This is a genomic window from Bradyrhizobium liaoningense (assembly GCF_018130825.1).
Classification (GTDB): Bacteria; Pseudomonadota; Alphaproteobacteria; order Rhizobiales; family Xanthobacteraceae; genus Bradyrhizobium; species Bradyrhizobium liaoningense_B.
Window position 1 is genome coordinate 1,639,180 of the sequence record NZ_JAFCJS010000001.1, and the last position, 17,096, is coordinate 1,656,275.

16 protein-coding genes are annotated in these 17,096 nt (G+C 65.3%); 13 read left to right on the top strand and 3 right to left on the bottom strand.

Annotated features, from left to right (window positions below; genetic code table 11):
• Positions 1–36 precede the first annotated feature (36 nt).
• A complete protein-coding gene (locus tag JQ603_RS08030; protein WP_212337917.1) occupies positions 37–1,119 on the bottom strand; it encodes an LLM class flavin-dependent oxidoreductase in 1,083 nt (360 codons plus the stop codon).
• A gap of 118 nt (positions 1,120–1,237) precedes the next feature.
• On the opposite strand from JQ603_RS08030, the gene JQ603_RS08035 reads away from it, so the two are divergent.
• The gene (locus JQ603_RS08035; protein ID WP_212337919.1) at positions 1,238–2,155 is read left to right on the top strand and encodes a LysR family transcriptional regulator; all 918 of its coding nucleotides are present in this window, start codon (positions 1,238–1,240) and stop codon (positions 2,153–2,155) included.
• Positions 2,156–2,167: 12 nt separating this feature from the next.
• Here the strand turns inward: JQ603_RS08035 and JQ603_RS08040 are convergent, their stop codons facing one another.
• Complete coding sequence (locus JQ603_RS08040; protein WP_212337921.1) at positions 2,168–3,052, bottom strand: SMP-30/gluconolactonase/LRE family protein; 885 nt, start codon at positions 3,050–3,052, stop codon at positions 2,168–2,170.
• Positions 3,053–3,151: 99 nt separating this feature from the next.
• Here JQ603_RS08040 and JQ603_RS08045 point away from each other — a divergent pair, with 99 nt between their 5' ends.
• Entirely contained in the window at positions 3,152–3,826 is a 675-nt protein-coding gene (locus JQ603_RS08045) for a TetR/AcrR family transcriptional regulator (RefSeq protein ID WP_245003415.1), read from the top strand.
• A gap of 21 nt (positions 3,827–3,847) precedes the next feature.
• Here JQ603_RS08045 and JQ603_RS08050 read toward each other — a convergent pair whose 3' ends face one another.
• Positions 3,848–4,825, bottom strand: coding sequence for a tripartite tricarboxylate transporter substrate binding protein (locus JQ603_RS08050; protein ID WP_212337922.1), 978 nt, complete (start codon positions 4,823–4,825; stop codon positions 3,848–3,850).
• Between the two features lie 189 nt (positions 4,826–5,014).
• Here JQ603_RS08050 and JQ603_RS08055 point away from each other — a divergent pair, with 189 nt between their 5' ends.
• From JQ603_RS08055 to JQ603_RS08105, 11 genes are all read left to right on the top strand, one after another.
• Entirely contained in the window at positions 5,015–5,785 is a 771-nt protein-coding gene (locus tag JQ603_RS08055) for an enoyl-CoA hydratase/isomerase family protein (RefSeq protein WP_211405885.1), read from the top strand.
• A 1-nt stretch (position 5,786) separates the two neighbouring features.
• Positions 5,787–7,916, top strand: a complete 2,130-nt coding sequence (locus JQ603_RS08060) for an acetate--CoA ligase family protein (RefSeq protein WP_212337924.1) — start codon at positions 5,787–5,789, stop codon at positions 7,914–7,916.
• Between the two features lie 62 nt (positions 7,917–7,978).
• On the top strand, positions 7,979–9,208 hold the full coding sequence (locus JQ603_RS08065; protein WP_212337926.1) for an ABC transporter substrate-binding protein: 1,230 nt from the start codon (positions 7,979–7,981) through the stop codon (positions 9,206–9,208).
• Between the two features lie 45 nt (positions 9,209–9,253).
• The gene (locus JQ603_RS08070; RefSeq protein WP_212337928.1) at positions 9,254–10,465 is read left to right on the top strand and encodes an acyl-CoA dehydrogenase; all 1,212 of its coding nucleotides are present in this window, start codon (positions 9,254–9,256) and stop codon (positions 10,463–10,465) included.
• Positions 10,465–11,235 (top strand): SDR family NAD(P)-dependent oxidoreductase, encoded by a 771-nt coding sequence (locus tag JQ603_RS08075; RefSeq protein ID WP_433996626.1) that lies wholly within the window; start codon positions 10,465–10,467, stop codon positions 11,233–11,235. Before JQ603_RS08070 ends, JQ603_RS08075 begins: the two co-directional genes overlap by 1 nt.
• Positions 11,236–11,271: 36 nt before the next feature.
• The gene (locus JQ603_RS08080; protein ID WP_212337930.1) at positions 11,272–12,300 is read left to right on the top strand and encodes an acyl-CoA dehydrogenase family protein; all 1,029 of its coding nucleotides are present in this window, start codon (positions 11,272–11,274) and stop codon (positions 12,298–12,300) included.
• 26 nt (positions 12,301–12,326) lie between these two features.
• Positions 12,327–13,100 (top strand): SDR family NAD(P)-dependent oxidoreductase, encoded by a 774-nt coding sequence (locus tag JQ603_RS08085; RefSeq protein ID WP_212337932.1) that lies wholly within the window; start codon positions 12,327–12,329, stop codon positions 13,098–13,100.
• Positions 13,101–13,113: 13 nt separating this feature from the next.
• Positions 13,114–13,911, top strand: coding sequence for a carboxymuconolactone decarboxylase family protein (locus JQ603_RS08090; RefSeq protein ID WP_212337933.1), 798 nt, complete (start codon positions 13,114–13,116; stop codon positions 13,909–13,911).
• Positions 13,908–14,375 carry a tripartite tricarboxylate transporter TctB family protein gene (locus JQ603_RS08095; RefSeq protein WP_212337934.1) on the top strand — a complete coding sequence of 156 codons (468 nt, stop codon included), beginning with the start codon at positions 13,908–13,910 and terminating at the stop codon, positions 14,373–14,375. Before JQ603_RS08090 ends, JQ603_RS08095 begins: the two co-directional genes overlap by 4 nt.
• A 12-nt stretch (positions 14,376–14,387) precedes the next feature.
• Positions 14,388–15,887, top strand: a complete 1,500-nt coding sequence (locus JQ603_RS08100) for a tripartite tricarboxylate transporter permease (RefSeq protein WP_212337935.1) — start codon at positions 14,388–14,390, stop codon at positions 15,885–15,887.
• Between the two features lie 22 nt (positions 15,888–15,909).
• The gene (locus JQ603_RS08105) at positions 15,910–17,064 is read left to right on the top strand and encodes an acyl-CoA dehydrogenase family protein (protein WP_212337936.1); all 1,155 of its coding nucleotides are present in this window, start codon (positions 15,910–15,912) and stop codon (positions 17,062–17,064) included.
• Positions 17,065–17,096: the final 32 nt, after the last annotated feature.

Below are 17,096 nucleotides of genomic sequence, written 5' to 3' on the forward strand. Positions count from 1 at the left end.
GGCGTGCCTCCGAACCTCGCGCCTCGCCGGTTGCGCTTACGCCGAAACCGCTTCGCTTGCGACCTTGCCGCGGCCGGATTTCAGTTCTTTCCGGATCGCGGGGATGATCCTGCTGCCCCACAATTCGATCTGGCGCAGCATCGTGCGCTGATCGAAATCGCCGAGCTGGGTCTGCAGCGCGATGTGGGTCGGCTTGAGGATGCTGATCTCTTCCAGCATGCGGTCGATCACCTGGTTGACGCTGCCGACGGGCAGGTTGCTCCGCATCGTCTCAAGGCTCATGTCGTTCGGCCCGGCTTCTTCCTTGATCAGGTAACCGTCGTCGCTCTGGGCGCGCCGGAACTTCAGGCTCTCGGACAGCCGGCGCTGGAAGCGCGCGTTATCCAGATACGACTGGATCTCGCTGTCATTGTCGCTGGCATAGGCGCAGCGCAGGAAACCGAAATGCGTGTCGTCGATCGACCGGCCTTCCTTGGCCGCGATCCCTTCGAGACGTTCACGCAAGGCCTTGATTGCGTCGAGGCCGTTGAGCAGCGCGGTGACGAACAGGTTGTGGTTGTCGCGAATGGCGCGGCCGAGGGTCTCGCCGTGGCCGGACGTGACCCAGATCGGCGGCATCGGTTTCTGCACCGTGCGTACGGCGATCGCGGTCGGCGGCATCTTCAGATGCTCGCCGTCATAGGAGAAGATGCGCTCGCGCATGCCGGCCTCGAGCACGTCGTAGAATTCGGCGAACAGCGCATGCGAATGGTCGAGATCGACGCCGAAACGGTCGAACTCGAATTTCTGGTAGCCCGAGCCGATGCCGAGATCGAGGCGGCCGTTCGAGACGGTGTCGGCAAAGCCGATCTCGCCGAGCAGTCGCGCCGGATTGTACAGCGGCAGCACACAGACCGCAGTGCCGAGGCGGATGCGCCTGGTCAGGCCGGCGCAATGCGCGACCATCATCAGCGGCGAGGGGCAGAGGCTGTAATTGTTGAAGTGATGTTCGGCGTACCAGGCCGTATCGAAGCCGGCCTGCTCGGCGGTGACGGTCTGCTCGACGGCGTTGTTGATGACCTGCTGCGAGCTCTGATGATAGCCGCGCTGCTGCGCCAGAATGAATACGCCGAATTCCATCGATTGCTTCCTCCACCTTGGTCGCTCTTGCGACGCGTTCTCATGACGTTAGGGGCTTGAGCATTTTCGAACAATTGACGTAATCTGATCATGTCCTTTGCAGAATTTGAAAAGATCGATGAATCGCCTCCAGGCCATGGAATTGTTCGTCAGCGCCGTCCGCGAGGGCAGCTTCTCGGCTGCCGGGCGCCGCGTCGGGCTCTCGCCGGCGTCGGTGTCGCGCTATATCGGCGAGCTCGAGGCGCAACTCGGCGTGCAGCTTCTGAACCGCAGCACGCGCCATCTCGGGTTGACCGATGCCGGCAAGATCTTCTTCCAGCGGACCGAGCAGGTGCTGCACGGCATCGAGGATGCCGAAGCCGCCGCGCTCGCCCTCCAGACCGCGCCGCGCGGAACGCTGCGGGTGCATTCGCGGACGCTGTTCGGCATCAAGGTGCTGTCGCCGCTGATCCCGGGCTTTCAGAAGCTCTATCCGGAATTGAAGGTGGAGCTGCGCCTGTCCGAGCGGCGTCCCCAGCTTCGCGAAGATGAATTCGACGTCGACTTCCAGATCCAGGCGGCGAAGGACCCGGCCCTCATGCAGCGAAGACTGCTGAGGAGCGAGCGGATTCTCGTGGCTTCACCGGACTATGTCGCCCGGATGCCGAAATTGCGCGAGCCGGAGGACATTACCCGCCACAATTGCCTGACCTACTGGATGGGGCCGGACGACGTGGTCTGGAAGTTCATGCACAGAAACAGGCTACGCGAGATCGTCGTGCCGTCGTCGTTCAGCAGCAACAACGGGGTGGTGCTTTGCGATCTCGCCGCCGGCGGGCACGGCATCGCCCTGCTGGATGATTACACCGTAGCAGAGGATTTGAAGCGTGGCCGCTTGATACGTCTGCTGCCGGGCTTCCGGGTGACGAATTCCACCTTTGACGAGGGCATGTACGCGACGTTTCTCCAGAGCAGCTATCTGCCGGAAAAGATCAGGGTGTTCGTGGACTACATGGCGGAGAACGTGCCGAAGCAGGTCAAGAGATCGACGCGGTAGTGGAGAGCCCCGTCAGTCCGCGCCAAATCTGTGCGCCGGCAGGCCGCGAACGCCGAGGCCCTCGATGGCGAACAGGCCGCCGGCATCGGGGTGGTCGTCCCTGAGAGCGTGGCTGCGTGAAATCGACGTCACGTAGAGAATGTCGAGATCGGGGCCGCCGAAGCTCACGCTGGTCGGATGACGAACCGGCACGTCGATGGTCCGCACGATCCGTCCGTCCGGCGCAAACCTCGCGATCTTGCCGATGCGCACGAGCACGGACCAGAGATGACCGTCCGCATCGACTGTTGCGCCGTCGCAGCCGGATCCTTGCGCCTCCGTATCGACGAAGGCGCGCTTGTTCGCGAGGGGGCCATCCGCCCGGTAGTCATAGGCCCAGATGATCCGCCTTGCGCTGTCGGCGATGTAGAAGGTGCGGCCGTCCGGGCTGAAGCACGGTCCGTTGCTCACGGCAAGGTCCGTCTCCAGCAGTTGCAGGGAGCCCGATGCGTCCAGCCGATAGAGGCCGCCGAGCGGTGCCTCATCCGGCGCGCGGTCGCCATGCATCGTGCCCGCCAGGAAGTTGCCATGGGGATCGGCCTTGCCGTCGTTGAGCCGCACCTTCGGGTGGTCGAGCCCGATCGACGGGCCTTCGGTCAGTGCGCGCTTGTCGAAATCGTAAGCCGCAAATCCGTTGCGCAAGGCCAGGACCGCGCCGCCGTCGCCTCGCAGTGCCAGCGAGCCGATCGGCGCGGGCACAGTGAACTGCTCGGCTGCAGCGCTGACGGGATCGAGCGCATGGATCGATCCGGCCAGAGAATCGATCCAGTAGAGGCGCTGCCGGCGCTCGTCCCACACCGGACTCTCGCCAAGCCGGTCCCTGGTCGTGCCGATGCGCCTGATGCGGATTGTGCTCATGGTTCCTTCCGCGGGAATCGCCGGGCTTGACCGATCGGTCGGTGAAAACCTAGTTTCATTCTAAAGACTCTTCTGGCTGACGAATGGATTGCGGAGTTTATGACTGAACTGTCAACGATGAAGGATGGCGTTGCGAACCAGGCCGAGGCCTCGGACCGCGTGCTGCAGATCCTTGCCGAGGCCGGGCGGCTGTTCGCCAGCAAGGGCTTCGAGGGTACATCGATGCGCGACATCGCGCTCGCCTGCGGCATCTCCAAGTCGCTGCTCTATCATCACTTCTCCAACAAGGACGAGATCTACGCGCGTGTCGCGGTCGGCTCGACCCTCGAACTCTATTTGTTCGTGCGCGATCGCATCCCTGACGGGCCGCCGTCGCAGAAGATCCGCGCTTTCATGGTCGCCACGGCGGAATATTTCCGGCGTTACCGCTGGGCCTGGATCGCCTCGACGACCGCGTTCTGGAACGATCCCGACCGTCACAGGCACAAGGAACGGCTGACGCGGCGCGACCGCTTCGAGAATTTTCTGCGCGGCCTGATCCAGGAGGCGATCGATGCCGGCGAGATCCGCAAGGTCGATGTTCCCATGACCGGCCGGTTGATCCTGTCCTCGCTCAACTGGATGCATCGCTGGTACAATCCCAACAAGTCCGCAACGCCCGAGCAGATCGCGGACATCTTCTTCGACATGATCTTCAACGGCCTGCGCAGCGGCGAGCTGGTCGAGCTTCCGACGGCGGAGCCGCCCAAGGCAGGTCGGCGCAAATCGCGCTGACCGGCGGGCGGCAGCCACGCCTCATTCCAGAACGATGTTTTGCGCCTTGATCACCGGCCCCCAGAGCGCCGCGTCCTTGGTCAATTGGGCGTCGAGCCGTTCCGGCGCGCCGGTATCCACCATCAGGCCGTCGGTCTCGAGCTGCTTTGCGATCTCCGGCTTCTGCATCGCAGCGTTGGCCGCCGCGTTCAGCCGTGCGACAACGTCGCGCGGCGTGCCGGCCGGCGCGTGCAGCGCGGTCCAGAACGAGGCCGTGAGGTCGGGATAGCCGGATTCCGCCAGCGTCGGGATCTCCGGGAGAGTCGCCATGCGCTTTTCCGATGAGACCGCGAGGATGCGGAGCTGACCGCCGCGCGCATGCTCGATCACGGCAGCGGGCGTTGCGAAATTGAGGTCGCATTCTCCCGACAGCGTCTCCATGATGGAGGCCGGATTGTTGCGATAGGCAACCTCGGTGACGGCAAACCCCATCGACTTGCCCATCATGATCCCGAACAAATGCGTGACGCTGCCCGGACCGAGCGTGGCGTAGAACAGCGGCTTGTCGCGGCCCTTGGCGTAGGCGACGAAGCTCTTGACGTCGGTGGCTGGCGTGCGCGCGTTCACGGTGAGCGACAGCGGCCCGTTGCAGAGCATGGCGACGGAGGCAAAGTCCTCGAGCTTATAGGGCAGGTTCTTGCGCAACAGTACGTTCAGCGAGATCGGCCCGGTGCCGCCGGCGAGCAGGACCGATCCGTCCTTCGGCGCCCGCGCGACGTATTGTGATCCGACGATGCCGTTGGCGCCCGGCTTGTTGTCGACCAGGACCGGCTGGTCCAGGCTTTCCGCCATGGCTTTTGCGATCGAGCGCATCAGGCTGTCGATCGAGCCGCCCGGTGCATAGGGCACGATGATGAAGATCTGCGACGCGCGCGCCCGGACGATTGCAGGCGCGCCAAGCGGCGCGGCGAGGGCGCCGGCGATCAGAGCTGTCGCCCGGCGTCGGCTGATCCTGGGCATGGAAATCCTCCTCAAGGTCGTTCTTGCTTGCGGCGAAATCTAATGGCTGACCGATCGGTCGGTCAATAGGACGGCGAGAGGATATTGCAAGCGACAGCGGTTGGTGTTATCAGCACCGAAAGCTGACCGATCGGTCAGGCGTAGCGATACGACCACAAGCAAGACGAACAGAAGCTCAAGGAGGAAGCCATGTCAGGAGATATCGTCACCCTCGAAGTGTCCGACAACATCGCGCTGGTGACGCTGAACCGGCCTCCGGTGAACGCGCTCGATCGCGCCATGCGCGACCGCATCGTGGCGGTGTTCGACGAGATTTCCGAGCGCCAGGATGTCAGGGTTGCGATCCTGACCGGCGCCGGAAAGGTGTTCTGCAGCGGCGCAGATCTGAAGGACCGGCCGGATCCGACCAAGATCGGCGCGTTTCACAGCCACAACCGGATCACGCGCGAGACCGGCAACTGCATCCGCGAATGCGCCAAGCCGGTCATCGCGGCGATCAACGGCGTTGCGCTGGGCGCGGGTGTCGGCCTGATGGCCTCCTGCGACATCTTCTACGCCTGCGAGGAAGCCGTCTTCGGCATGCCCGAGATCAACGTGGGTCTCGCCGGCGGTGCGGCCATGCTGAACACGCTGTTCGGCCGTTCCCTGATGCGCCGGATGTTCTTCACCGGCTACCGCGTGCCGGCCGCCGAGCTCTATCGTCTCGGCATCATCGAGGCCTGCACGACCAAGGAAAACCTGCTTCCCGAAGCGATGAAGCTCGCCCGCGAGATCGCCTCGAAGAGCCCGATCGCGATGGAATACGCCAAGAACGCGGCGAACATGGTCGAACTGATGCCGCCGCGCGATGCCTACCGCTTCGAGCAGAACATCACGATGGCATTGTCCAAGACCGAGGACGCCAAGGAAGCGCGCATGGCGTTCCTGGAGAAGCGCGCGCCGGTGTTCAAGGGGCGCTGAGATGCGGCCGGGAGAAGGTCTCGACGCGCTGATGTCGCCGCAATCGATCGCGGTGATCGGCGCCTCGCAGGAGGCGACCAAGATCGGCGGGCGGCCCGTCGATCTGCTGCGCCGGCACGGCTATGCCGGCCGCATCTATCCGGTCAATCCCAAGGCCGCGACGGTGCAGGGGCTGCAGGCCTACGCCTCCGTCGCTGACCTGCCGGAGGCGCCTGACCTCGCCATCATCGCGGTCGATGCGGAGCGCGCGGGCGAGGCCGTGGAGCAGTGCGCTGCCCGCGGCGTCCGCAGCGTCGTCGTCTTCTCGTCGGGCTTCGCCGAGCTCGGCGAGCAGGGCCGCGCCATGCAGGACCGGCTCCGCGTTGCCGCGCGGAGCAGCGGCATGCGCCTGCTGGGGCCGAACTGCCTCGGCGCGGTCAGCATCGCCGAGAAGAGCATCGCGACGTTCTCGATCGTGCTCGAGCACGGCATGCCGGCCGCCGGTTCGCTCGGCATCGTGTCGCAGAGCGGCAATCTCGGCAGCTACACCATGCGCCTTGCCAGCGAGCGCGGCGTCGGCGTCAGCCGCTTCATCACCACCGGCAACGAGTGCGACATCGACGTTGCCGACGGCATTGCCTGGATGGCGCGCGATCCCGCCACCAAGGTGATCCTGTGCTGCCTCGAGGCCTGCCGCGACGCCGGCCGCCTGATCGCCGCGCTGGAAGAGGCGCGCGATGCCGGCAAGCCCGTCATCGCCATGAAGATCGGCACATCCGCGGCAGGCCAGGCCGCAGCCGCCTCGCACACCGGCGCGATGGCGGGATCGGATGCCGTGTTCGACGCGCTGTTTGCCCGTTGCGGCGCGGTGCGTGTGCGCAGCATCGACGAGCTGATCGATCTCGGTCATGCCGCATCGATCCTGCTGCCGGACCGGTTGCCGAAGGGGCCGGGCATCGCAATTCTCACGGCGTCGGGCGGCTTCGGCGTGCTGCTCGCGGACGCCGCGCAGTCGGTCGGGCTGACCTTGCCGGAGCTCGGACAGGAGACTCAGCGCCAAATCCTGGAGCTGGTGCCCTTTGCGTCGGCCCGCAACCCGGTCGATGCCACCGCGCAGATGTCGAGCCGTCCTGATCTCCTGGAGAAGATCATGACCGCCGTCGTCGCGGACGAGCGCACCGACACGGTGATCCTGCCGCTGCCGTTCTCGCTGCATCTGCCGCGCTTGCGCTCGATCTACATGGACACGCTGCGCAACATGCGCGCGCAATTTCCGCACCGTCCGATCGTCCTGTGTGTCGACGGTCCGGAGGACGCGCTGACTGAGCTGCACGCGCTGGGATTCCCGACGATCGAAAGCTTCGACGGCTGTTGTGCGACCGTTGCCGCATTGGTGCGGTTGCAGGCCGCGGCGCAGCGACCGCAGGACAAGCCCGCTGCGGTGGCGCAAGCAACGCCGCTTGCCGCCGCCGCCTTCCGCCACGAGCTTGGCGCCAAGCACGCGCTTGCTGACGCCGGCGTTCCGGTGCTGGCCGAACGTCTGGTCCAGGATGCGGACGCCGCCGCGCGTGCCGCCACCGAGATCGGCTATCCCGTGGTGCTGAAAATCGCCTCACCCGATCTGCCGCACAAGACGGAAGCGGGTGGCGTGGTCGTGGGCCTCAGCTCGGAAGCCGACGTCCGGCGCGCTTATGCGCAGATGCGCGACCGCGTCGCCACCAAGGCACCAAACGCTGCGATCGATGGTGTAATCGTGGCGCCGATGGCCAAGGGTGTCGCCGAGCTGATCCTCGGCAGCCGCATCGACCCCGTGTTCGGGCCGGTGGTGATGGTCGGTCTCGGCGGCATCTTCGCGGAGATCCTGCAGGACTCCGCGGTGCAGATGGCGCCGGTCAGCGAGACGCAGGCCATGGCGATGCTGAAGTCGCTGAAGGCCTTCGCCGTGCTCGATGGCGCGCGCGGGCGGCCGCGCGCCGACCTCGACGCCGCGGCGCAGGCCGTCGCTGCGTTGTCGCGATTTGCCGCCGCGCATGCCGACACGATCGCCGAAATCGACGTCAACCCGCTGCTGCTCCGTGTCAGGGGCGAGGGCGCCGTGGCGCTCGATGCGCTGCTGATCCCGCACGGACAGCGGCAGGTCCAGGGTCACTGAACTCAATGACAAGAGGCTGCAGAAGCAGGCCCAGAGGAAACGCGTAGAAAAAGGAGGATGACATGAGGGGATGGACGATTGCGGCGCTCGGCATGATGGCCTTGCTGTTCGCACACGCGCCGCTGTCGGCACAGGGCGTCTCGGGCGACGTCGTCAGAATCGGCATCATGAACGACCAGAACGGTCCCTACGCCGACAATTGCGGTCTCGGTTCGGTCGCGGCCGCCAAGCTCGCGGTCGCCGATTTCGGCGGAACCGTTGGCGGCAAGAAGATCGAGCTCGTCATTGCCGACGACCAGAACAAGCCCGATGTGGGCGTTGCCATTGCCATGCGTTGGGTCGACAATGAAGGTGTCGATGCCATCGTCGGCTGCTCGGCCTCCTCGATCGCGCTTGCGGTGCAGGAGATCATGAAGAACCGCAAGAAGCCCTACATGCTGGCCGGCACGGCGGGCTCGTTCTTCACCAACGACAAATGCTCGCCGATGACCACGCAATGGGTGGTCGATACCTACGCGCAGCCAAAGGCCACGGTGAAAGCGCTGCTCGCGCAGGGCGTCGACAGCTGGTTCTTCCTGACCGTCGACTACGCCTTCGGCAAGGCCTGGCAGGCCGATGCGACCAACTTCATCAAGGCCGGCGGCGGCAAGGTGGTCGGCTCGGTGCTGCATCCGCTGAATGCGTCGGATCTGTCCTCGTTCCTGCTGACGGCACAGGCCAGCGGCGCCAAGGCGATCGCACTCGCCAACTCCGGCTCTGATTTCGCCAATACGATCAAGCAGGCGCAGGAGTTCGGGCTGACCAAGTCGCAACTGCTCGTCCCGCTCGGTCTCATGATCAGCCAGACCCACGGGATCGGTCTGAAGGATCTCCAGAACGTGCGGCTGACGACGCCGTTCTACTGGGACATGACGCCGGAGAGCCGGGCCTTCGCCAAGCGATATGCCGAGGCGACCAATGGTCAGCTGCTCAACGAGGGCAAATCGGCGACTTACAGTGCCATCACGCATTACCTCAAGGCGGTCGCCGCCACCGGTTCCGATGATGGCGATGCCGTGATGCGGCAGATGAAGAACACGCCGGTCAATGATTTCGAGATGAAGAACGTCGCGATCAGGGCCGACGGCCAGGTGATGCGTCCGCTCTACGTCGCGCGGATCAAGACGCCGGCGGAATCCAAATACACCTACGATTATTACGAGATCACCGGCACGATCGCACCCGAGGATGCGTGGCGGCCGGCCTCGGAGAGCGCCTGCGACCTTCTCAAAGTCGCAGTGAAGAACGAATAGCCGGCAGGACATGACGGCACGTATGGCGAAAGCGGGAAGCAGGCGATGAGTGTACTTGAAGCGGTATCGACCAAATCCATCGCGGGCGAGAACCTGACGGGCGAAGCCTATCGCGATGCGATGCGTCGCTGGCTGCATGCCAATCTGCCTGCCAGCTTCCGCAGCGACAGCGCCGCGTTCGCGTCGCCCACGCTGCAGCAGTCGGCGGCCTGGGAGGCCGCGATGTACCGCGCCGGCCTCACCGGCATCACTTGGCCGCAGGCCTATGGCGGGCATGGTCGCTCCTTGCGCGAACATCTCATCGCCAATCAGGAGATCGGCCGGCTGGCGATGCCGGAGAGCGTCAATTCGATCGGCAAGGAGCTCGCCGGCCCGATCATCCTGGCGGTCGGCACCGAAGAGCAGAAGCGGCGCTTCCTGCCCGCGATCCTCGAGATGCGCAACATCTGGTGCCAGGGTTTTTCCGAACCCGAGGCCGGCTCCGATCTTGCGGGCCTGCGCACGCGTGCGACGCGGGACGGTGACGGCTGGCGCATCAACGGCCAGAAGATCTGGACCAGCGGCGCCTATCGCGCGCAGCGCTGTCTCGTGCTCGCTCGCACCGGACCGCTGGAGGATCGCCATCGCGGCCTTGCCATGTTCGCGGTGCCGCTCGATGCCAAGGGCGTGCGCGTGCGTACCATCAAGTCGATCGACGGTCGCGAAAGCTTTTGCGAGGTCTTCTTCGACGAGGTCGAGGTCGCCCAGCAAGACGCGATCGGCGCGCCCGACGAGGGCTGGGCCGCGGCCATCCGCGTGCTGGAGATCGAGCGGGCGACCAACCGCATGTATCGCGCCTGGCGCTTCGAGAACGAGCTGCGCCATCTGATCTCGGCCTGCAAGGCCGACACGGCGCTGTCGGCGATGGTTGCGGACCGGCACTACGCGGTCAGGCTCGGCGAGGTCGCCGTCGAGATCGAGGTGCTGAAGGCGCATGTCGAGACCGCCGTCGAGGCGCTCGCGAGCGGCGACAAGATCGGGGCGCGCGGCAGTCTTGCGAAGCTCTATTGGAGCGAGTCGCATCAACGCTTTGCCGCGCTCGCGATCGAATTGCTGTCGCAGTCATCGCTGCCGCAGAATCCCGCGGTCAAGGTGGCGCGGCGACGGTTCGAAGCCATCTACCTGCAGGCGCGCGCTGAGACGATCTATGCCGGCACGACCGAGATCCAGCTCGGCATCATCGCCGACCGCATCCTCCAGCTGTCGCGAGGCAAATAGTGGCCTCCCAGGGCAAGGTCGGGGGCCTGCTGCACGATCGTCTGATCGTGGTGACTGGGGCGGGCCAGGGGATCGGACGTGCCATCGCGCTCGGCGTCGCGGCCGCCGGGGCGAGGGTGGTCCTGACCGATCTGCGCCAGGACCGCGCAGAGTCCGCCGCTCGCGAGATAAGGGACGGAGGCACAGAGGCGGCCGCCTATTCCCTCGATGTGACGGATGCGGAGGCCTGTCGTGATGTGGCGAAGCGTGTCGACGAGGAGATCGGCCCCGCCGACGTGATCGTCAACAATGCCGGCATCATCATCCGCGAGCCGATCGATAGCCCGCGCGCCCACGAGAACTGGCGCCAGGTCTTCGACGTCAATGTCAACGGCACCTTCAACGTGGTGCATGCCTTCATCCCAGCGCTGCGCAAGACACACGGGGCCATCATCAATGTCGCCTCGGTCGCGGCCTTTGGCGGCATGAATGGTGCGCTCGGCTATTCGCCGTCCAAGGGGGCGGTGAGGCTGTTCACGCAGGCGCTCGCCCGCGATCTCGCGCCTGATGGCATCCGGGTCAACGCCGTCGCGCCCGGCATCATCGCGACCGAGATGAGCGAGATCACGCGCGACAATCCGGCGCGGCTGTCCGGGCTGATGGCGCGCACGCCGATGAAGCGTGTGGGACAGCCCGACGAGATCGCGGGGCCGGTGATCTTTCTGGCATCGGCGATGGCATCCTATGTCAACGGCGTCATCCTGCCGGTCGACGGCGGTTATCTCGCCTAGTGAACGAACGTAGTCGCAAGCTATTCGAAGAGGACGATGATGAGCATGGCCGAAGGACTTCAGCCCGACGAGTTCGCGGCAACCGCTTCACGCGCTGTGACCGCATGTGCCGGTCTGGGCGTGCGCGAACAGGCGCAAAATCTCGCCAGCGATGGTCTGCTCGGGATCATCGCGGATGAAGAGGTGGGGGGACTAGCCCTGCCGCTCGGTTTCGCGGTGCCGGTGATCGCTGCCGCTCACTCGGGTTTGCTCGGCTTTCCACTGCTGGAGACCATTCTCGTCGGCCGGCTGCTCCAGTCATCGCTGACGCGTCTTGCCGCTGCGATCGTGTCCGGCGAGAAGTTGGCAACGATCGCGTGGCAGGGTGAGGCTGTTCCCGAGCGGGACGGCGGGTTGTCGCTGCTGAATGGTTCGCTCGCGCGCGCCCCTTGCGCGGCGTCGGTTGACCATATCCTGGTGCGGATGAGTGGCGGTGCCGCGGCGCTGATTCCGGCCAATGCCAAAGGCGTTGTGGTGGAGGACGCGGCCGGGCTCGATCTGACGGTGCCGGAGCACGTGGTGCGGCTGGAAAAGGTCGAGGTTCCCATCGGCTCCATCCTGCCGGCCGGCACCTGGGATCTGCTCAGCTCGGACGCCAATGTGCTCCGCGCCGCGGCCATCCTGGGATCGGCCGAAGCGTGTCTGGCGCTCGCGCAGGAGCATGCATCGACGCGCCGCCAGTTCGGCCACGCCTTGTCCTACAACCAGGCCATCCGCCATGCTTTGGCGCGCCAGAAGCTCGGCCTCGAGAGCATTCGTCACGCGATCACGCGCAGCCTGTCCGAGGATGGTGGTCCCGTGCAGCGCGATGCCGCGTTCTTGGCCGCGGTGACCTATGGCAGTTCGATCAGCGAAGGCGCGCTGCAGATCCATGGCGGCATGGGTTTCACCTGGGACGTGCCGGTGCATCGCCATCTGCGCCGCATCCGCACGCTCCAGGCCCAGGGTGACGCCAGCGGCCTGATCAGCACGTTCGGCCGCCGTTACGTATCGGAAATTGCTCCGTTTGCCGAGGCAGGAGCTTGAAGGACAGGAGCGTGAGGGAGACAGCCATGACCGAAACCAGGGATCAGACGCTCGCAGGCCGCGTCGCACTCGTCACCGGCGCCGGAAACGGCATCGGGCGCGCAACCGCGCTCAAGCTCGCCGCGCGCGGCGCGATCGTCGGCGTCAATGATTTGAAGCCCGAATTCGTCGATAACACCGTGGAGGCGATCAAGGCATCCGGCGGCAATGCGGTCGCCGTTACGCAGGACGTCTCCAGCCGCGACGGCATGCGGCAGGCGGTGCTTGGATTGGCGGAGCAGCAGAGGCGTTTCGACATCCTCGTCAACAACGCGGCGTGGGTGCGTTATCAATCCGTTCCGGACATCGCTCCGGAGACCGTCGATCGCATGCTCAACATCGGCTTCAAGGCGATCATCTGGGGAATCCAGGCCGCCGCGGAGGTCATGGATGCGGAACGCGGCGGCGCCATCGTCAACGTTGCCTCGGTCGCCGGCCTGATCTCGGCCAAGAACAGCATCGTCTACAGCGGCATCAAGGCCGGCGTCATGGGTATCACGCGGGCTGCCGCCGCCGAGCTCGGCGCGCGCAACGTCCGCGTCAATGCTGTCGCCCCTTCAGCAATTCCGACCGAAGGAACGATGCGCAACCGCAATGCCGAGCTCGACGCGCGCCGGGTCGCACGAACGCCGCTGGGACGGCTCGGCACGGTCGATGACATCGCCAAGGCGATCTGCTTCCTCGCCGGCGACGAGGCCGGCTTCATCTCGGCGCAGGTGCTCACCGTCGATGGCGGCATCACCCTGACCAACATTGCCTGACGGGACAAGCGCGATGTCCGACCTGACGCCGGAACAGCAGGTGCTGAAGGAAGCCTATGTCAAGGCGCGCGGCTATTGGCGGCCCTGGACCGAGGGCCTGCTGCGGCTCGATCCGGCGTTTCTGGAAGCCTACGGCAAATACGGCGGCTATGCCGCAGAGAACGGACCGCTGTCTCGCAAGATGTGCGAGCTGATCTACGTCGCCCTCGACGGCTCGTCGACGCATCTGTTCCGCTCTGGCCTCGCGCTTCACCTGCGCCTCGCGCTTCAGGAGGGTGCCACCGCGCGGGAGATCATCGGCGTGTTTCGCCTCGCGACGATGCAGGGGCTGGACGGCTGCAACGTCGGCATCGGCATCCTTGCCGAGGAATTGGCGAGCGCCGGAATCCAGGCCGATCGTTCCGAACTCACCAAAGAGCAGCAGGCGTTGCGCGATGCCTATGTCGCGCAATTCGGAGACTGGCCGGACTTCTGCGAGCAATGGCTGCGGTCAGATCCCGGCTATTTCGCCGTCCTGCTCGATCTCCTCGCAGACAGGTCCGCAGGCGACGGTCTCGACCGGCGATCGCAGTGTCTGATCTCGCTTGCGTTGAACGCCTGCTTCACCGCGCTCAATCCGCAAGGGCTGCGGGTGCAGATCAAGCGGGCGCTGCGGCTCGGCATCGGTCAGCGGGAGATCCGTCAGGTCCTCCAGATGACTGCGCATCTCGGCGTGCATGCCTGCGCCATCGGCGTGCCGGTTCTGATGGAGGCACTCGAGGAGCGCTCCGCGAACGGTAGCAAGGGACCGGGTGAGGGAGGACGGACATGAAGGGATTGGCGATCCGCAATCACAGGGCCTTTGCGTCCGGCGCCCTGTTCCTCGCCTTTGCCATCTTCTTCTTCGTGACGGCGCTGCAGTATCCCGCAGGTACGGCCGCGAAGATGGGGCCGGGCTATTTCCCGCGCCTGCTCGCGATCGTGCTCGCCGCCATCGGTCTTGTCGTGATCCTCGGTGCGATGAAGCCGGCTGCGGGCCGGGAGGCGCTGCGCGCATGGGACCTCAAGGGCCTCGCCTGGATCACCGGATCCGTGGTCCTGTTCGGCGCCCTCTTGTTTCCGCTCGGCCTGATCGGTGCGCTGTTCGTGCTGATCATGGTGTCGAGCAGGGCCAGTCACGAATTCACCTGGACCGGCGCGCTGACCAACGCGGCGGTGCTCATCGTGCTGTGCCTTGCCGTCTTCGTCTATGGTCTCGGGCTGCCATTGCCCGTCCGGCCGTCCCTTCTCAACTGAGCGAGCCGGCCGATGGATCTCTTCCACAACCTGGCAATCGGCTTTGCCACGGCCGCCCAGCCCGCCAATCTGCTCTACGCCTTCTTCGGTTGCCTGCTCGGCACCCTGATCGGCGTGCTTCCAGGGCTCGGTCCGCTCGCGACCATCGCGATGCTGCTGCCGATCACCTATGCGCTGCAACCGGACGCCGCGCTGATCATGCTCGCCGGCATCTATTACGGCGCGCAGTATGGCGGCTCGACCACGGCCATCGTCGTCAATTTGCCCGGCGAGTCCTCATCCGTCGTGACCACGATCGACGGCTACCAGATGGCCAAGCAGGGCCGCGCCGGCGTCGCGCTTTCGACCGCTGCCATCGGCTCGTTCTTCGCCGGATGCGTGGCGACGCTCGCTCTTGCAGCGCTCGCGGGGCCGTTGACTGCGACCGCGCTGCTGTTTGGCCCGAAGGAATTCTTCGCGCTGATGATCCTCGGCCTGATCCTGGCTTCGGTGCTGTCGAGCGGCCCGTTCATCGAGGGCATCGGCATGGTCGTGCTCGGCATGCTCTTGAGCCTCGTCGGGACTGACCTGAACAGCGGCAGCCAGCGTTTTGCCTTCGGCATCCCCCAGCTGTTCGATGGTCTCGATTTCGTGCCGCTGGCGATGGGCATCTTCGGCTTCGCCGAGATCGTCAAGAATCTCGAGCAGGACGACAAGCTGTCGCTGGTCACCCAGAAGATCACCAATCTGTTCCCGACCCGCGACGACTTCCGTCGCATGGTGCCGGCAATGCTGCGCGGCACGACGCTGGGTACGTTGCTGGGTGTGCTGCCCGGCGGCGGCGCGGTGCTGTCGTCCTTTGCGTCCTACACGCTGGAGAAGAAGCTGTCGCGGCATCCCGAGCAGTTCGGCAAGGGCGCGATCGAAGGCGTTGCGGGCCCGGAGTCCGCGAACAATGCCGGCGCCCAGACCTCGTTCATCCCATTGCTGACCCTAGGTGTTCCCTCCAACGTCGTGATGGCGTTGATGGTCGGCGCCATGAACATCCACAACATCCATCCGGGCCCGGAGGTGATGACGAAGAACCCGACCCTGTTCTGGGGCCTGATCGCCTCGATGTGGGTCGGCAATCTCATGCTGTTGATCCTCAACCTTCCGCTGGTTGGGCTGTGGGTGAAGCTGCTCACCATTCCCTATCGCTATCTCTTCCCCGCGATCATGGTGTTCTGCTCGATCGGCGTCTATTCCATCAACAGCGGAACGTTCGAGGTCTATGAGGCGGCCATGTTCTGCGTGTTCGGCTACGTCCTGATCAAGCTGCAATTGCCGGCGGCGCCGCTGCTCTTGGGCCTGGTCCTGGGCCCGGCCATCGAGGAGAACTTCCGCCGCGCCATGGTGCTGTCGCGGGGCGATGCCACCGTGTTGCTGACGTCGCCGATCTCGGCGAGCCTCTTGGCCGCGGCCGTCATTGCGATCATCCTGATCATGCTGCCGACGATCCGCGCGCGGCGCGAGGAAGCGCTCCAGGAATGAGTGACATCGGAAGGCCCGTGCCATGATCCGTGAACCTGCCGCCTTCGAGGCCCTGCTGGAACGCGTCCGGCGCTTTGTCCGCGACATCGCCATTCCGGCCGAGGCGCGCGTCGAAGACGGCGATGAGGTCCCGGCGGACATCGTCTCCACCATGCGCGAAGAGGGCTTCTTCGGCTGGAGCATCCCCGAGGCCTATGGCGGGACCGGGCTCACCACGGAAGAACTCGTGCTGGCGGCGTTCGAACTGTCGCAATGCTCGGTCGCCTTTCGCGCCCGCGTCGGCACCAACACCGGCATCGGTTCGGAGGGCATCGTCGCCGATGGGACCGAGCAGCAGAAGCAGGCCTATCTGCCGCGCCTTGCCAGCGGCGAATGGACTGGCTGTCTCGCCGTGACCGAGCCCGACGCCGGCTCGGAAGCCTCGAATGTGCGGACCACCGCTCGCCGCGAAGGCGATTACTATGTTCTCGACGGCGAGAAGTGCTTCATCACCAACGCGCCCGTCGCCGATGTCTTCACGGTCACGGCGCGAACCGATCCGCAGTCGAAAGGCGCGACGGGTGTCTCGGCCTTCATCGTCGATCGCGGCAGCGCAGGCCTTGCGACCGGTGCGCCTTATCGCAAGATGGGGCAGGCCGGCTCGCCCGTGAGCGCGGTCTATTTCAACCAGTGCCGTGTGCCCGCGGCCAATCTGATCGGCGGCCGCGAAGGCGTGGGCTTCAAGATCATCGTGAAGGTGCTGAACAAGCAGCGCATTCACCTCGCCGCGCTGTCGACCGGACCGGCGATCCGGATGCTCGATATGGCGATCCGCCATACCAGCAACCGCGTTCAGTTCGGCGAGCCGGTCGCGAACTACCAGCTGGTCCAGGCGATGATCGCCGACTGCCGGACCGAGATCTTCGCGGCGCAGTCGATGATCCTCGAGACTGCGCGCAAGCGCGACCGCGGCGAGGACGTCGCGCTCGAAGCGTCGATGTGCAAATACTTTGCGACCGAGATGTGCGGCCGCGTGGCTGATCGCTGCGTGCAGATGTTCGGCGGTGCCGGCTACATCGCCGATCACTCGTCGATCGAGCGCTGGTACAGGGACGTCCGGCTGTTCCGGCTTTACGAGGGCACCAGCCAGATCCATCAGCTCAACATCGCGCGCCTGCTGCTGCGGGATGCGGTGTGAGCCGTCAATCAAGTTCAATGGGTTCGGGGAAG

Bases quoted from the DNA above. Each gene is read 5' to 3' on its own strand.
- JQ603_RS08030 (WP_212337917.1), bottom strand. From the start codon at position 1,119: ATGGAATTCGGCGTATTCATTCTGGCGCAGCAGCGCGGCTATCATCAG.
- JQ603_RS08035 (WP_212337919.1), top strand. From the start codon at position 1,238: ATGAATCGCCTCCAGGCCATGGAATTGTTCGTCAGCGCCGTCCGCGAG.
- JQ603_RS08040 (WP_212337921.1), bottom strand. From the start codon at position 3,052: ATGAGCACAATCCGCATCAGGCGCATCGGCACGACCAGGGACCGGCTT.
- JQ603_RS08045 (WP_245003415.1), top strand. From the start codon at position 3,152: ATGACTGAACTGTCAACGATGAAGGATGGCGTTGCGAACCAGGCCGAG.
- JQ603_RS08050 (WP_212337922.1), bottom strand. From the start codon at position 4,825: ATGCCCAGGATCAGCCGACGCCGGGCGACAGCTCTGATCGCCGGCGCC.
- JQ603_RS08055 (WP_211405885.1), top strand. From the start codon at position 5,015: ATGTCAGGAGATATCGTCACCCTCGAAGTGTCCGACAACATCGCGCTG.
- JQ603_RS08060 (WP_212337924.1), top strand. From the start codon at position 5,787: ATGCGGCCGGGAGAAGGTCTCGACGCGCTGATGTCGCCGCAATCGATC.
- JQ603_RS08065 (WP_212337926.1), top strand. From the start codon at position 7,979: ATGAGGGGATGGACGATTGCGGCGCTCGGCATGATGGCCTTGCTGTTC.
- JQ603_RS08070 (WP_212337928.1), top strand. From the start codon at position 9,254: ATGAGTGTACTTGAAGCGGTATCGACCAAATCCATCGCGGGCGAGAAC.
- JQ603_RS08080 (WP_212337930.1), top strand. From the start codon at position 11,272: ATGATGAGCATGGCCGAAGGACTTCAGCCCGACGAGTTCGCGGCAACC.
- JQ603_RS08085 (WP_212337932.1), top strand. From the start codon at position 12,327: ATGACCGAAACCAGGGATCAGACGCTCGCAGGCCGCGTCGCACTCGTC.
- JQ603_RS08090 (WP_212337933.1), top strand. From the start codon at position 13,114: ATGTCCGACCTGACGCCGGAACAGCAGGTGCTGAAGGAAGCCTATGTC.
- JQ603_RS08095 (WP_212337934.1), top strand. From the start codon at position 13,908: ATGAAGGGATTGGCGATCCGCAATCACAGGGCCTTTGCGTCCGGCGCC.
- JQ603_RS08100 (WP_212337935.1), top strand. From the start codon at position 14,388: ATGGATCTCTTCCACAACCTGGCAATCGGCTTTGCCACGGCCGCCCAG.
- JQ603_RS08105 (WP_212337936.1), top strand. From the start codon at position 15,910: ATGATCCGTGAACCTGCCGCCTTCGAGGCCCTGCTGGAACGCGTCCGG.